This is a genomic window from Mycetocola sp. JXN-3 (assembly GCF_014522285.1).
Classification (GTDB): domain Bacteria; phylum Actinomycetota; class Actinomycetes; order Actinomycetales; family Microbacteriaceae; genus Mycetocola; species Mycetocola saprophilus.
In genome coordinates this window covers 61,556-77,119 of record NZ_CP041635.1, presented here as the reverse complement: position 1 = coordinate 77,119, position 15,564 = coordinate 61,556, and the positions used below count along the sequence as shown (strand labels likewise).

16 protein-coding genes are annotated in these 15,564 nt (G+C 61.7%); all 16 read left to right on the top strand.

Features of this window, described 5'->3' with window-relative positions:
* A complete protein-coding gene (locus C7C57_RS00395; protein WP_187977167.1) occupies nucleotides 1-1,434 on the top strand; it encodes a DUF935 family protein in 1,434 nt (477 codons plus the stop codon).
* Nucleotides 1,431-2,699 carry a head maturation protease, ClpP-related gene (locus C7C57_RS00390; protein WP_187977166.1) on the top strand — a complete coding sequence of 423 codons (1,269 nt, stop codon included), beginning with the start codon at nucleotides 1,431-1,433 and terminating at the stop codon, nucleotides 2,697-2,699. The genes C7C57_RS00395 and C7C57_RS00390 overlap by 4 nt, the downstream gene beginning before the upstream one ends.
* Nucleotides 2,700-2,701: 2 nt before the next feature.
* The gene (locus tag C7C57_RS00385; protein WP_030147687.1) at nucleotides 2,702-3,064 is read left to right on the top strand and encodes a capsid cement protein; all 363 of its coding nucleotides are present in this window, start codon (nucleotides 2,702-2,704) and stop codon (nucleotides 3,062-3,064) included.
* Nucleotides 3,065-3,075: 11 nt separating this feature from the next.
* Nucleotides 3,076-3,990, top strand: a complete 915-nt coding sequence (locus tag C7C57_RS00380; protein WP_030147686.1) for a hypothetical protein — start codon at nucleotides 3,076-3,078, stop codon at nucleotides 3,988-3,990.
* Between the two features lie 2 nt (nucleotides 3,991-3,992).
* Entirely contained in the window at nucleotides 3,993-4,331 is a 339-nt protein-coding gene (locus C7C57_RS00375) for a hypothetical protein (protein ID WP_187977165.1), read from the top strand.
* 380 nt (nucleotides 4,332-4,711) lie between these two features.
* A complete protein-coding gene (locus tag C7C57_RS00370; protein ID WP_187977164.1) occupies nucleotides 4,712-5,071 on the top strand; it encodes a hypothetical protein in 360 nt (119 codons plus the stop codon).
* A 15-nt stretch (nucleotides 5,072-5,086) separates the two neighbouring features.
* Complete coding sequence (locus C7C57_RS00365) at nucleotides 5,087-5,377, top strand: HK97 gp10 family phage protein (protein WP_030147682.1); 291 nt, start codon at nucleotides 5,087-5,089, stop codon at nucleotides 5,375-5,377.
* Complete coding sequence (locus tag C7C57_RS00360; protein ID WP_187977163.1) at nucleotides 5,374-5,793, top strand: hypothetical protein; 420 nt, start codon at nucleotides 5,374-5,376, stop codon at nucleotides 5,791-5,793. Before C7C57_RS00365 ends, C7C57_RS00360 begins: the two co-directional genes overlap by 4 nt.
* Nucleotides 5,794-5,840: 47 nt before the next feature.
* Nucleotides 5,841-6,425: a hypothetical protein gene (locus C7C57_RS00355; protein ID WP_187977162.1), complete on the top strand. Its 585-nt coding sequence runs from the start codon at nucleotides 5,841-5,843 to the stop codon at nucleotides 6,423-6,425.
* A 78-nt stretch (nucleotides 6,426-6,503) separates the two neighbouring features.
* Nucleotides 6,504-6,884 carry a hypothetical protein gene (locus C7C57_RS00350; protein WP_051701743.1) on the top strand — a complete coding sequence of 127 codons (381 nt, stop codon included), beginning with the start codon at nucleotides 6,504-6,506 and terminating at the stop codon, nucleotides 6,882-6,884.
* A 35-nt stretch (nucleotides 6,885-6,919) separates the two neighbouring features.
* Nucleotides 6,920-7,243: a hypothetical protein gene (locus tag C7C57_RS00345; protein WP_255505730.1), complete on the top strand. Its 324-nt coding sequence runs from the start codon at nucleotides 6,920-6,922 to the stop codon at nucleotides 7,241-7,243.
* A gap of 12 nt (nucleotides 7,244-7,255) precedes the next feature.
* Nucleotides 7,256-11,038: a tape measure protein gene (locus tag C7C57_RS00340; protein ID WP_187977161.1), complete on the top strand. Its 3,783-nt coding sequence runs from the start codon at nucleotides 7,256-7,258 to the stop codon at nucleotides 11,036-11,038.
* 832 nt (nucleotides 11,039-11,870) lie between these two features.
* On the top strand, nucleotides 11,871-13,007 hold the full coding sequence (locus C7C57_RS00335) for a hypothetical protein (protein WP_187977160.1): 1,137 nt from the start codon (nucleotides 11,871-11,873) through the stop codon (nucleotides 13,005-13,007).
* On the top strand, nucleotides 13,000-13,551 hold the full coding sequence (locus C7C57_RS00330) for a hypothetical protein (protein WP_187977159.1): 552 nt from the start codon (nucleotides 13,000-13,002) through the stop codon (nucleotides 13,549-13,551). The genes C7C57_RS00335 and C7C57_RS00330 overlap by 8 nt, the downstream gene beginning before the upstream one ends.
* Before the next feature lie 173 nt (nucleotides 13,552-13,724).
* The gene (locus tag C7C57_RS00325) at nucleotides 13,725-14,645 is read left to right on the top strand and encodes a hypothetical protein (RefSeq protein ID WP_187977158.1); all 921 of its coding nucleotides are present in this window, start codon (nucleotides 13,725-13,727) and stop codon (nucleotides 14,643-14,645) included.
* Between the two features lie 108 nt (nucleotides 14,646-14,753).
* The gene (locus C7C57_RS00320; protein ID WP_187977157.1) at nucleotides 14,754-15,557 is read left to right on the top strand and encodes a peptidoglycan DD-metalloendopeptidase family protein; all 804 of its coding nucleotides are present in this window, start codon (nucleotides 14,754-14,756) and stop codon (nucleotides 15,555-15,557) included.
* Nucleotides 15,558-15,564 lie beyond the last annotated feature (7 nt).

Here is a 15,564-nt window from a genome sequence, read left to right as displayed (position 1 = left end):
ATGCACGAGATCGGATACCAGGTAGACAAGACCCTTCTCACCTGGGGATCGCTCGTGGCCCAAACCCACGAAACCAATCCTGACCTGCAGTGGCCAGGATCAAACGACGTATTCGATCGGATGCGCCGTGAAGATCCCCAGGTGAAATCCGTGCTTCGCGCGGTCACCCTTCCCATCATGCGCACCGAATGGGTGCTTGACGGATCTGGCTGCCGTCCCGAGGTCGTCGCGCACGTTGCTGCAGACCTCGGTCTTCCGGTGAAGGGAGAGGCGTTCGTTGCTCCAGTCCGGACCAAGGGACGCTTCTCCTGGAAGGAACACCTGCGTCTGTCGCTGTTGTCACTGGTCTATGGGCACTCGTACTTTGAACAGGTTTATGACCAGAGCGGCAGTCAAGCGCATTTGACGAAGCTGGCATGGCGGCCACCCCGCACAATCTCAAACATCATCGTGGGAGAAGACGGCGGCCTGGAGGCTCTCGAACAACATGGCGGCGCGAGTAAATCGAAGGTGCGCATCCCGGTAGATCGGCTCGTGGCCTACGTCAACGAACGCGAAGGCGCGAATTGGCTGGGAGAGTCACTGCTGCGCTCGGCCTACAAAATGTGGCTACTCAAAGACCGGGTGCTCCGCATCCAGGCCCTCACCACTGAGCGCAACGGCCTTGGTGTCCCTGTCTACGAAGCTGCTGAGCTTCCCGAAGACCTCACCGGGGCCGAGCGTGACGCATGGATGAAGTCCGAGAAGGAAGCGGGATTGGAGCTCACCAAGAGCTTCCGTGCCGGGGAAGGTGCCGGAGCATCCATCCCGAACTCGGCAAAGCTCACCCTCACCGGAGTCACGGGAAAGCTTCCCGACACCGATGGGCCGATCCGGTACTACGACGAGCAGATCGCCCGCGCCGTGCTGGCGCACTTCCTGAACCTCGGCACCGAGACGGGATCGTGGGCGCTCGGCTCCACCTTCGCCAATTTCTTCACCGACTCGCTCAACGCTGTAGCTCAGCACATCGCCGAAACTACCCAGCAGCACGTCATCGAAGACCTCGTAGACCTCAACTGGGGGCCGGCTGAACCGGCCCCGCGTTTGGTGCCCTCGGCAATTGGCGAGCAGCAGGCCGCAACCGCCGAAGCGATCAAAGCCCTCATCGAGTGCGGGGCGCTCTCAGCGGATCCGCAGCTGGAGCAATTCCTGCGAGCCAAGTACGGGCTGCCGGTAAAGAACATCACTGACACCAGCGATACCGGGACGAACGCTGCCGAGCGAGCACGAAACGCCGCCGAGACTGCACAGAAGGTCTACCTCGCCACGGACAAAAAACCACTGCGACAAGAGGAAGCACGCGAGCTCATCCGGCTCGCTGGTGCCGATCTGGTCGGCGAGGGGCCGCCCGGCGAAACCATCCCACCAACCAAGCCTGAGGAGGCCGCATGACCGACACCACAAAGTGGCCCAACCGATACTGGGGAACGCTTGCCCCGCCCCAGGCAAAGGCTGAATTCTTCAACGCCGTGACAGCTCCGGCTCCTTCCGGGGCCGGCACAGTGGCGACGATCCGTATGTACGGCCCTATCGACTCTTGGGGCGGCTACTGGGGTATCTCAACTAAGGACGTCGGTGCGGTGCTGGATGCCCTGCCGGACGAGGTGACACAGATCATCCTGCGCATCAACTCGCCCGGCGGCGAAGTCTTTGAGGGCGTCTCGATCCTCAACATGCTCCGTGCGCACAAAGCCAGCGTGACCGCCGTCGTTGACGGACTGGCCGCGTCGGCCGCCTCAGTCATTGCCGCTGGCTGCGATGACGTAGTGATGTCCCCTGGCACCCAGATGATGATCCACTCGCCCTCGACAATCGTCTGGGGCAATGCCTCCGACATGCGAAAGACCGCCGACGTTTTGGACAACGTTGAAGCCTCACTGATCGAAATCTACTCCTCAAAGGCAGGCGAAAAGGACTGGGCCACACTCCTTGCAGACGAGACCTGGCTGACCGCCACCGCAGCGGTGGAGCTGGGACTTGCTGACCGCATAGCGGTCATCCCAGACGCAGGTGAGTCAGAAACAGTCGGCATCGACGACCCAGACGAGTTGCTTGAAGACGGCGATGACATCCAAGACCAAGCAGCACGACTACGCGGTGCACACGCCGCGATGCGAGCCTTCGCTCGCACCCCAAACCTCCCGAGCTCGTCCGAGCCGGGTGCCCCCAACCGAAAGGAGACCACTGTGGCTTACAGTGATCTGACGGCTGGCCTTCGCGAGCGGCTCGGCGTAACCGACGCCGCCGCATCCGACGAGGCCCTTCTCGCAGCCCTCGACGAAGCACTCGTCGAGCAGGCTGACACTCCCGCGGCCCCGGCCGCATCTATCCCCGCCGGCGCAGTTATCATGGATGCCGCCAGCCTCGCCGAGCTTCGCGCCCAGGCGGCCCTTGGTGCAGAAGCCCGAGCGCAGCAGGAAAGCGACCGCCGCGACGGCATCGTATCTCAGGCGCTGTCCGAGGGGCGGATCGCTGCCGCCTCGCGCGATCAGTGGCGCGCGCAGCTCGACTCGGACGAGACCGGCATCACGACCCTGCTGGCGTCCTTCCCGAAGAACGCTGTGCCCGTGGCCGAGATCGGGCACTCCGACACTCTGACCAGTTCCGGTGATGCCCTCTATGGCACCGTGTACGGCCCTACTTCGAAGGAGGCCTAATCATGGCTAAGAGCTATCTCCCCCTTTTCCGTCCCGGCGATACTGTCACATTCAGCGCCGCCGCAGCAGTTTCTGCCGGCCAGCTTGTAGAGGTCGGAACTGTCGATATGTCGGTCGTCCCGGCGGTCGCCGCATCAGCAAAGTATGTCGGTGTCGCCGGCCACGATGCCGCCGCAGGCGACAAGACCACCATCGAGATTGGCAAGCCGATCCACGAGCTAAAGGCAGTGGGGGCGATCACTCGTGGTTCAAAGCTCGAAGCTGCCGCAGCAGGCGGCGTTCGCACTCTCGCGGCCGGCGACGCGATTTTCCTCGCCCTGACCTCTGCAGCGGACGGCACCGTCGTTCGCGCAATTCAGCTCTAAGAAAGGAGCAAATGATGCAGACCTACCCTCTCACACCCAGCCAGCTCGCAAACGTGTCGGCAGCTGACCTGATCGCGTTCTTGAAGTCGCCAACGCTCATCGCCCGCCGCTTCGCAGAAATCCTCCAGGCGCAGCAGTTCCTTGGGCTGTTCTTGCTCCAGAAGCGATTTACCATCACCGGTGGCGCTATCGGAGTGCCGATCAACGAGGTGATCCGTGCCCAGCGCGGCGCAGAAGTTGTGAATCCCGGAGCAGAATACAAGCTCACTCCGATGTCCGCAGAAGAGTATGAGTTCTACTCGGCGACCAAGGAAGGACTCGCTACAGAGGTGACCGACGAACAGGTTGGTCGTCTCCTCCGCCAGCCCATCGATGACGCCTTCGCCTTCCTGCAGACCGAACTCGTGTTCTCCGCAAACGACGCCGCACTCGGCGCAGTCGCATCTTCGGTAACGAACACGGTTGCGGCCGGTGCCGCTTGGACGAGCGCAAAGCAGATCTACAAGGATGCGCTTCGCGTGAAGGCGGCAACCCGCCGCCAGAAGCTCGGCTACGACATCGATACGGTGGTGCTCCCGGGAGAGCTGTACGCCGAGGCGATCCCCGAGCTGCTGGATATTCTGCCCAAGGACAGCGGCCAGGCTCTCACCGATGGCTTCCCGAATATCGCGGGTATTACCTGGATCCCGGACGATGGTGGCGATATCACGGACCCTCTGTTCCTCGACCGTCGCAATCTCGGCGGAATCGCACGTGAGCAGATCCCCACGCCGGAAATGCAGCCCATCGGCGGTGATACCGGCGTTGAGATCGCGGCGATTCGCGTGCCCACGGCGGAGAAGACCCGCCTTCAGGCACGTAATGTCCACGTGCCGATCGTGACCGACCCCCTCGCCGGCTTTTACCTCACTGGAACGGGGGCTTAATCATGACTCAGTATGTGGCAACTGCAGCAGTGGTCAAGGTAGCAATCGGCTCGGCTTCCGGAAATCGGGTCGCTGCGTTCGTGCAGCGCGGTGGCGTTATCCCCGACGGCATCGCTGAAGCCCAGATCAAGCACTTGATTGAGCGCGGGCTCATTACCGAGGCCGAGACCGAAAGTGAGCCGAGCCCGCCAGAGGAGATTGCGTTTCCCGAAGGTGCCCCTTCTGCGGAATGGTCCGCGAAGCAGCTCGACAAGTTCGCGCAGGAACACGGGATTGATCTTGGCGCTGCCAAGACAAAGCCCGAGAAGGTCGCTGCGATCACCGCAGCCGCAAAAGAGTAGACAGAAGGGGGCGATGACGTGATCACACCAGCTGACATTCCGGATGTCCCAGAGGATGTGGCCCGCCGGATCATTGTGGCGGGACGCTCCATCGCCCCCTGCATCGATACGTTCCCCGAAGGGAGCGAAGACCAGAAGAACGCGATCGCGATCCTGCGAGGGGTAGCCGCCGAGGCACCCGTCGCAGGATCCAGGCGCGTGCGCGCTCAGCGAATCGGCTCGGCATCCGTTGACTACTGGAATGCCGACACCTGGATGGACGAGGACCGCCGAGCGTTGCGATCGCTGTGCAAGGCTGCGGCCTCGCCCGCGGCTGGCCCTGTGGGCAGTTTCCCTACCGCTCGCCCCATTTCCCGGGCCTGGCCGGAAGGGAGCTACTCGTGATCTTCCCCCATGGACGGACCGTGTACCGTCTCCGGCCAGGCCCGCTCGAGGATCCCTATTCAGGGGAGGTCATTCTCGGCGACTGGGACAACCCTGACATCCTCCAAATCCCGGGTGCATTCGTTGCTCAAACCTCAACTTCGATGCTTGCTGGTGCGAGCCGAGAGCAGGCCCTGGAATCCAAGTCACTGTTTTGCGCCGCAAACGTCGACGTCCAAAAGGGCGATCGTATTCGCGCCGGCGGGGACGACGAGCCGATCTACTCGATAGACGGCATCCCGCCCGCCGCCGACGTGAATCCGTGGACCGGCTGGGCACCGGCGCGCGAGATACCGCTGACCCGCGCAGTCGGATAACCGAGGGAGAAAAGCATGCCGGCCAAGGGTCAAACGGAAGTCAACTTCAACACCTACTACTTCAACAACATCATGAAGTCTGCGGGTGTAGACAAACTCACGAAGGCGGCCGCCGACCGCGCCGCCGCCGAAGCGAAAAAAACCGCCCCAGTAGACACAACCGCATACCAGCAAAAAATCGGTGTCGAGGCCCGCCAGTCACGATACCGGCGTGTGTATCGTGTCGTCGGCCGAGATCCAAAAACCTTGCTTATCGAGGCCAAGACCGGCAACCTCGCCCGGGCGCTGAAAGCCTCGAAAACATGAGGGTCGTAGCCCCAGACCTAGAGCTCTGGCTCACCAAGCACGTCCGCGCGCTCGCCGCAGCCGAGAACAAGATTGCCGATGTCAGCAACAAGGAGCCATCTACGCTCGCGGTGCCATTGAAGAAACCGTTGATCGTGATCCGAGTTGATCCCGGCGCTCGACTATCTCCTGTCACCTTCGATATATCCATCGGAGCATCTGTCTTGGCCGGGTCTAAACAGAACGAATCCCCCGCGAAAGATCTTGCACGCTGGCTCGCTGGGATCCTCCACGACGACGCCCTCCCCCTGGTAGAGGGCAGCCCCATCGCATTCGTCAACTGGGACGGCTGCACCAGCCCGGCCACGGTGATCGACCAACTCGATGTGTCCCGTCAATACCTGACGGCTCAATACGTCGTCTCTGGCTCTTGGTGAGCCATCCACTCAACTAACCCCCGCACCGCGGGAGAAGGAGCACACTCATGACTGCTGATTCTCAGGGCAACGACCTTGACGCCGTTGGCATCCCGATCACGGGACTGGCCGCGTTCGCACCAGTCCTTGCCGCCAACATCATCGAAAAGAACAAGCTGGGCGCGAGCCCGCTGGTACTGCCCGCGGCGTATAAGCGCCTCGGCCTGTACAAGCAGGACGGCGGTCCTGCCGAAAGCCGTGAAGGCGGAGACGCACTGGAGTTCTTCCAGAAGGGCTACTCGATCGCCGGCGACGGAACCCGAACCGTGGTTATCGGCCTGGCCGAGCAGAACCCCACCGTCCAGGCACTCCTGGAGGGAGCCGAGCCTGATGTCAACGGCGTGATCGAAGTTTCCTCGTCCCTGCCAAACAACCGTTTCATCCTGCTGGTCGTCACCAAGTACCGCAACGGTACCGAAAAGCGTCGCATCGGCGTCGCGGCAATCACCGCGATCGAGCCGGACCAGCAGGAGCGCGGATCCGTCGAGGGCGCAAACGTGACCTTCACCTGGCAGGAAGACCCGCTGTTCAACAGCGCACCCTTCTGGCAGTGGGGCCCGGCGGCTCCCGCCACCGTTCCCTCCGAGGGATAGCACAGACCACTGGCCGGGGTGTCATCGGGTCGCCCCGGCCAGTTTTCAATCACACCCGATAACCCGAAAGGAACAACCATGACTGCAAAGACCACTGCTGCTGCAACCGCTGCCGAGCCCGAGTACGATTTCGACAACTGGTCCGAAGAGGACGAAGCCAAGGCGCTCGCCGCTCTCGCACCGGACATCAAGCACATCATCGTCGAGAAGAACTTCATCGGCCGTTTCCCCGACGGGACCATCGTGAAGGTACCCCTCTCGATCAGCCTGGACGATGTTGATGCGATGAGCAAAGACTCGGTAAACCCTGTCGACCAGTTCAAGACCCTGCTGTCCCAGGTCGGCGGGGACGAGGTGTCCGCCGAGTTCTCCCGGCACGATCTGACCGAGACCATCGCGATGTCCGAGCGATTCTTCACGACCTTCTCGCGCATCACTTCGGCCACACTCCCGGAATAATCGCCGTCGCCCAGATCATCACAAAGCACCGCGGATTGGTCGCTCGCACTCTGCGCGAAGCGTTCAGCGTGGGGCTGTCGGATCTGGGCGACGGCCTGTCCTGGGGTGAGGCAAAGCTCCTGATCGAAGAGGCCGCTGGGGACCCAAGCACAGCGTTTGGGGCAGAACTTGCCGGCTGGGCATACCCCGCGACTACGCCCATGCTGATCTCGCTAATGGCGCAAATCAGCGACCAAAAAGCAGCGAACGCGGTAATGCCCTGGGTGATGAATAATCCCCGCAGACACGGCGCTCAGGCAACCACGGACGAGGTCGCGGAAGCTGCCGCACAACTGGAAGACAGCATCGTCTTCAGCTAGCTAGGAGGCGACATGTCATCAGAGGTTGGGTCCGGACACATCAGCATTTTTCCGGTGATGACGGGGTTCAAGTCCCGTGTCGCCAAGGAAACTAAAAACGCTGGTGCTGAGGGAGCCAAGTCTTTCGAGGGCGGGTTCTCCAAGGCTGGCGCGAAGACAGGTCGCAGCCTCGGCCGCGACCTGAAGTCAGGGCTGTCGGCCGGAGCTGGTGACCTGGGCGCGGCGGAGCTGGGCAAACTGAATCGCAGTGTTGCCGCAGCCTCCGCCGCGCTGTCCAAGACTCGTCTTCGGCAGCAGGATGACGCAGGTAAGGTGCGCATCGCAGAGGTTCGCCTCCAGGAGGCGATCGCGAAATCTGGGGAGGGATCAGCACAGGCGGTCGCCGCAGAGGAACGCCTAGCGACTGCCCGCCGAAACCACAGCGCATCCACCGATGCGGTCACGGCTGCGTCAGTTCGTCTCAAGGCAGCACAGGAGGCCCTCTCTAGCGCGACAGCTACGGTCTCGGTGGCCACAAGCGCGGGGTCAAATTCTCTGCAGAGGTTCGCCAAGGATTTGCAAGCGGGCTGGCAAGAGGCCCGCGCCGGATCGTCGGCGTTCACCGGCGTAGGCGCTGCAATCGGTCAGCTTGCACGCGCGGTAGTGGACCCGGCAGTTGGTGGGCTGGGACGATTCCGACAGGGATTTTCCGATGCCCAGATTGCCGCATCATCGTTCTCTGGCGCGCTCGGTACTCTCGGCGGGGCGACGCGTGTGTTTACCGATGCGCTTGCTCGGCCGTGGCTGAACTTCATTGACGGGTTCCGCGATGCGAACGCAGCCGCGTCAAAGTTCACAGGCGTGCTCGGCTCCCTGGGAGGTACTTCCCGGAAGGTCTTCAACGCGATCACCTCGGCTGCGCGCACTGCTGGCTTGTGGGTCGCTTCACCCTTCATAAATTTCAAAACAGGGTGGTCCTCGGTCGCGGCTGCTGCATCGAGTTTCACGGGCGTTTTCGGGACTCTTGGTGGTGCGGCCTGGGCAGCATCTAACGCAGTCGCCTCTGGCGCACGCACGGCCGCGCTGGCCGTGTCCTATCCGTTCCGAAACTTTGTCGCTGGCTGGGCTTCGGCTGCAGGCGCAGCATCGTCATTTACCGGTGTGTTTGGATCGATCGGCGGCGCAGCTCGGCAGGCGGCCTCAGCTGTCGGCTCGGCAATGTCGAGCATGGGTGCCGGAGTCGTATCCGTGGCATCTGCGATCGGCTCGCGCGTGCAGGCCGTCTTTGCCCCCGTCACCAATGCCGTGCGCAGTGTCGCAACTACCGTCGGCAACGCCTTCTCGTCAGTGGCGTACTCTGTAGGCCGCTACCTCGCCCCAGTAGGTGCAGCTGTGGGCAGCGTCTTTTCCAAGGTGGCCTCCACGGTCGCCTCCGCCGCATCGCAGATCACTCCGAAATTCGTCTCTGGGCTGGCAGGCATAGGCTCCGCCGCAGCATCCAGCCTGCAGTCGGTGGTGGAAGCCGCCGCGCGTGCCGGTGCTGCCGCCGGTCAAGCTCTTGGTGCCGGCATCAAGAACGTGGCCACCGCCGGTGTCCTGGCAGCCGGCACGACAATTGGCGTTGCCCTTGGGTCGGGACTTGCCCGTCTTACCGCGATCGACACAGCCCGTGCCAAGCTGACAGGCCTCGGAAACGACGGCCAAAAAGTCGCCCTAATCATGAAAGACGCAACCGCGTCAGTCAAGGGAACGAGCTTCGGTCTGGGCGAGGCCGCTACGGTTGCGGCCTCGGCCGTCGCCGCCGGTATCAAGCCAGGCGAAGCACTCCAAAAGCACCTCAAGTCAATCGCTAACAACGCCTCCACCGCTGGCATGTCCATGGAAGAAATGGGCTCGATCTTCAACAAGGCCGCCACCCAGGCGAACGGCGTGCAGAACGATGTCATCAGCCAGCTCGGTGACCGAGGACTCCCGATCTATCAGGCCCTCGCTGATCAGATGGGGGTGACCGCTGGCGAAGTCTTCAAACTGGCTTCCTCGGGCAAGGTCGATTTTGCCACGTTCTCAATCGCTGCTGAAAAGGCCGCCGGAACAGTTGCGGATGAAATCGGGAAGACCATTCCCGGGGCATTCAAAAACCTGAAGGCAAGTCTGGGACGTTCCGGCGCGAACATCTTCGGAGGCATCAACAAAGAGACCGGCGAAATGTACGGTCTCTACTCGCGTATCGGACCGCTAATCAAAGCTGTTACCGACGCGATGGAGCCGCTTGAAGCACGTGCTGCAGCGATCGGCACCAAGCTCGATACGCTCCTCGGCCCCGCGCTAGAGCGCATCACCGGATTCTTCACCCACCTCAGTACCGGCGCCGGACTCGTCGGCACCAAGCTTGAAAGCCTCTCGGGGATCATCGGTCCGCTCGGTGGCGTTATGGCTGCGCTCGGAGCTGGCGGGCTCGCCTCGATCCTGGCGAAGCTCGGTCCTCTCGGTGCCCTTATCCCTGGGCTAGGAGGTGCCCTCGGGCTGCTGGCGTCACCGTTGGGAATCGTTGCCGCGGCATTCGCCGGGTTCGCCCTCAGCGGTGGCGACGCCAGTGCACTGGTGTCGAGCATTACGGGGATCGTGGGCAGCGTGGTTGCCGCGCTCCCCGGGCTTGTGACGCAGATTGCTGCGTTCATCCCAAAGATCGTGTCGTCAATTCTTGAGCAAGTTCCCGCGCTCTTGGCTGCCGGCACTCAGATCGTCGATGTGCTGGTGCAAGGACTAGTGCTGGCGCTCCCCACGATCATCACGGGAGCGCTCGCGCTGGTCCAGGGACTGATCTCGGCAATCGTTGCGAATCTGCCATTGATAATCCAGGGCGCGATCACACTGGTGACCACGCTAATTCAGGGAATCGTGACAGCGATCCCCCTCCTGGTCCAGGCCGCGTTGCAGCTAGTCAACGGTCTACTCACTGCGATAGTCGCAGCGCTGCCCGTCATCATCGAGGGTGGCATTCAACTGCTCATGGCTCTGATCTCTGGGCTTATCAGTGCGTTGCCCCAGCTGCTCACGGCAGCGTTGGATCTTGTCATGGGGCTGCTGACAGCGATCCTGAATAATCTGCCGATGATTATTGATGCCGGAATTCAGCTGCTGTTGTCGCTGGTCACGGGCCTGATTGGCGCACTCCCGCAACTGATCACCGCCACGATCACGCTCGTGTTGCAGCTGGTGGCGGGGCTGCTGAAGATGCTGCCGAAACTCATTGAGGCAGGACTCCAGCTTGTGGTGTCGCTAATCATCGGCCTCGTCAAGGCGATCCCCCAGATCATCGCCATGCTTCCGCAGATCATCGCGGCAATTTGGAACGGCCTGATGGGGGTCAACTGGCTAGACCTCGGCGTGCAAATCGTCATGGGCATCATCAACGGCCTAGGGTCAATGGTCGGAGCGTTGGTCAACGCGATCGTCAAACTCGCCGGATCCGCATTTCAAGGGTTCAAGGACTTCTTCGGGATCAAGTCCCCGTCCCGACTTATGCGCAAGGCCGGCGTTCACGTTGTGGAAGGCGCTGTTGGTGGTGTGGAAGACGAGGGACCAAGCTTTGGCGCGGCGCTTGTCACCATGGCCAAGAGCGCGTCGGCGCGAGCTCAATCCGCGATGACATCGGTATCCGCCGATGTTTCAGGGGCGGCAACCTCGGTGCACGCCGCTTCGACTGCAGGATCAGTTATGGTCCAGCAAAACATCAGCCTGCCGGTGACTTCCGACCCGACCTTGCAGATGCGGTCATTTATCCGTGAAGCGCAGAAGGGAATGAATACTGTATGAGTGCAACGAGCGTGATTCTTGGGGGACGGCTGTTCACTGACCGGCCGTCCCCTGGTGGGTTGGGGTTTTCGGGACTGACCGGGTGGAGAGATACGCCGCAGGGTAAAAGTGGTGTGAACGAGCGTCCACGCGCGCACGGAGCGTTCGGGGTCTCACAGGTGTTCCGTCCAGCTCTTCCTATATCGTTTCGCGCGATTCTGCATCCTCGAACCGAAGAGGAACTTCTGTTGATGCAGGAAGATCTTGCGTCGATCGGGTTTGATGGTCCGGTACCACTGCGAGTTATTGAGCCAACGGGGACAACCGAGCGACTGGTCACCGTGGAGGCCGCCACTCTAGAAGGATACCGAGGTGGCAGCACGCTGGCCACGATGCCATTCGACCTCCTGGCCCGGGACCCTCTACGGTACTCGGTAGATGACAGTTGGCAAACTGCCCGACCGCCACTTGCTGGTGGGGGGCTGGTGTGGCCGGCGGTATGGCCCGCGATCTGGCGCGGCTCGCCGGGTTCTGATGGCAGGATTTCCTTATTGAACCGAGGCACGAAATCCTCCCACCCGATCTTCCGAGTGTATGGAGGATTCGATGGATTCACGCTCACCAATGTGGGCCAGCAAATGCGGGTGAGTTTCGCCTTCCCCGTGGCTGCTGGATCGTATGTTGAAGTTGATTTTGCGAAGCGTAGAGCACTTCTTGGCGGGGTATCGGATGTATCGCGATACCTAGTCATGCGGGAATGGTGGCAGATCCCGCCGGGCCCTGCGTCGCCTGTTCAAATCGCCATCGACCGCCCAACCGGGGACCCGTATTTGGCAGGAATGGTGAGGTCGGCATGGTAGATCAGCAGCTGTTTGTCTTTGAAACGCTCACCGGTCAAGTGGTGGCAGAGTTCACGCCGGTTTCAGCCACCGGAAATCTACGCGTCAACGAGGCTGATTCTGTGACGGTCACGTTAGATCTGGAAGACGATGTGGTGGCGTCTGAGGACTGGCGAAATCTGGGTACCCCGTGGAAACATTCAATCGCTTACGGGGTGAATGGTCGCTGGATGGGGGGACCGATCCAGCCCCACGATTATCGAGGCGATGAACGAAAACTCGAGCTCACCGCCGCCGGGATCCGGTCAATTTTTAAGAAGCGCGCGATTCTCCCCAGAGAGGCCATGACCACCAACTTGGTCCGGGCTGATGGGTACCCCGAGACGGCGCTTGACACGAATCTTCGAGGCCTGGATTTAGGGACTATTGGCAAGCGCCTGGTGCAGCAGGCGATGAGCTGGCCCGCGAGTAGTTATCCGATCCAGTTCGAACCCGATCGAGTTGGTGTGAACGAACGCAACTACGCCGCGGTGGACCTGAAATGGGTAAATGACGCCCTTGCCCAGCTTTCCGAGGTGGAAAACGGGCCTGATTTCGCATTCGACCTGTACCGAGTGAGTGATTCCCGATTCGGGTGGAGGATGCGCTCGGGCACCGCCCAGAGTCCCAGGCTGATCTCGCCAGACATCTTTACTTGGGAGGTGTCCGCCCCAGACTCTTCTGGGTATGGGGTTGCAGTGAGTGTCGATCCGTCAAGCATGGCCTCGGTGTCATGGGGAACCGGCGGCCGTAGCGACGATCAGGTTTTGGTCGCAATGGCTTACAACTCCGCGCTAGTTGATTCGGGGTATCCGCTGCTGGAGACCGTCGATACCTCGCGCACGTCAGTTTCTCAGCAGGCCACATTGGACGCATATGCCGTCGAGTCGCTGCGCACAGCTGACCGGCCGTTGGAGTTTCGATCGTTCACCTTCTCGCTAGATCGCGCCCCACTGCTATCGGAGTTTTCCGTCGGAGATCTCGTGGATCTCGTCGTTGCTGGCGACCCGTATGTGTCCGATGGAACGTACCGGCACCGCATACTTGAGCTGGGTGTGAGCTTGGATAGCAACTGGGTGTCAGTGACCTGCGGGGAGGCATACGATGGCTGATCCGATGCCTCCTGCTGGAGACTTCCGGTATTTCCGAAACTCGCTGGATGAGCTCTCCCGGGAGCTTCGGGACCTCCAAGCAGCGTCCGGCACGCAGTCTGCCCAATCTGTGCGCAACCTTCGCGAGACAATCGCCGCCTTACCCATTGCCGCTGCGGAGACGGGCAGCGCTACGGGATTTGGGCTTTCGGGCGGCTGGGTCACCTATGCCACGGTTTCGATCCCGTTCCCTCCTGGTAAAACCAAAGCCACGGTGATGGCACTAGGCACCCTTGCCGCCGCTGATCTCACCAGCGGCGGCTTGGCTGTACTTGAAGGGCGTGTTGTTATAGCTGGCTCGTCAGGGCGCTCAGTGCCGGCCGCAAAGGACGCGGGGGCATCGGTTGTAAACAACATCGTCACCGCTGCACACGCGCGAACAATCACCGGCGGCAGCGGGGCTCTCACCGCGCAGATCCAGGGGAATCCAAGTAACCCTGCCGCGTTCCCAGTCATGGCCGGCAATCTTGCGCAAATCACAATCCAAGTCACCTTTAGCGGTTAGGACCTCTCATGGTTATTAGAAACAGTTTTCCGACCGGCAGCCCGACGGGTCTGCCAGTACTGGACACCCGGAACCTGGTGGCCGGGTTGGCCTTCCAAGCATCGGATGGTCCTCGCACGGGGGTCCTTCCATCACCTGGCGTTCTAGGTGGTGTGGTCACTGGCACTGGGCAGATGATGTACAACGTCGCATCGTTCCAAGCGATCACGTCGTCCGCGGTCGGAGGTGCGGAGCTCGTGGCCAATGACGGGACTGTAGCGGTCGCGACCACTGCCGCGCCCGCCGCAAATGCCAGAATCGATTTGATCTTTGTCCGCGCTCGATTTGCGGCTGCGGGCGCTGCCTCCGATGTTCCTGAAATCGGTGTTGTGCAGGGAGCTGTGGCCCCGATCGCTTCAGTGCAGCCCCCGGCGACACCGGCTGGTGCGGTCGTACTGGCAACCGCACGAGTGAGCGCCGGGGCAACATCCACTCTGTCTAGCAGCGTGGTTATCAGTTCTGCGCCAAGACTGACCACCCTTCAAGGTGGGATCCTGACAGCACGCAATGCGGCCGAACTAGTCGATGGGTCCGCAACCAACGGGGCACTGGCGGTGACTCTGGACGACGGGGCGTTGTGGAGCTATCGCGGCACCAGATGGCGACGATCGGCATCAGTACCCATTACGGCTAAATGTCTATGGACAAACGCCACATCACAAAGCAATACGGGAGTGGTCACTCTCGGCGGGGCCCGCTATGTCGAAACGCACCCACTAATCGACTGGGACCTGGCAAATTTCCGATGCATTCCACGAATCCCAGGGAAATACATCTTCCAGTTCTACGGCCAGCTGAATAACAACGGTAGCGGTCTTCGGCAGTGGAGCATTTCGAAGAACGGTCCCGGAAGCGACCCACAGATCGATTTCGCAAAGTCCGCAGCGCCTGCATATCCATTAGGGAATGGCGCAGCGCAATTGACGCTGGAGGCCGACATGGACGGATCACAAAACTTCGTCACCTGGAATGTGTTTCAGGATACTGGTTCGCCCTTGAACGTCCAGAACGCATGGATTCAGGTCCGCTATTTAGGCCCTCTGCGCGACGTTTAGGACTGCGCTCTACCGGGTGCTTTTCCGCCTCGCGTGAGCATCATCGCCCCCCAACACAACCAATGGCCTCGTCTGAATCGAGGTCGTTCTCATTTTAAGGAGCAACCCATGCCTCTCCCCTTCCCGCTCAACAACGTTGGTGCCCGATTCGGAAAGCGCAATTTCGCCGCTGACCCATACCACAAGGGCATCGACTTCCCCATGCCAGCCGGCACGCCAGTACCGGCCGCCGCCGCCGGCACCGTCACCGGTACCGGCTACCTGGCATCCATCAATCAGTGGGTCGAGATCGACCACGGCAACAGCCTCGTCACCCGATACCACATGCTCGGCAGCGTCACCGTGGCCCGCGGCGCTCGCGTGTCCGCCGGCGAGACCATCGGCCGCGTCGGGCCCAAGCACGGAGTGAGCACCGGCGAACACCTCCACTTCGAGCTACGAGACAAAACCCGCAACGACGCAATCTACGGCACCGCGATCGACCCAATCGCAAACATCACCCGCCTCGATGGCGCTCCGGTAACCGCCCCTTCTGGCGGAGCGCCCAACGTGCGCGCCATCCAGCTCGCGCTCGCCGGCCGCGACTACGCGGTGGTTGTAGACGGCAAGGACGGCCCGCAGACGCGAGGCTTCGTCACCCAGTACCAGCGAGCCCTCGGGCTCACCCCGGACGGCGTGGCCGGCCCCATCCAGACATGGCCGAAGCTGCGCATCGTCGAAGACGGTATCCGCGGGCCGCAGATCATTCGCACCGTCCAGGCCGCGCTCGGCATCCGCCCCGATCTCCGCGACGGTATCGAAGGGCCGGTAACCAAGCGTCTCGCGCTCGCCAAGTACGGCATCACGCTTTCTCAGGCGACGCCGGCGCAGATTATCGACCTCCAGCGCCGCGCTAACGCCGGCACGCTGTGACCGCGGA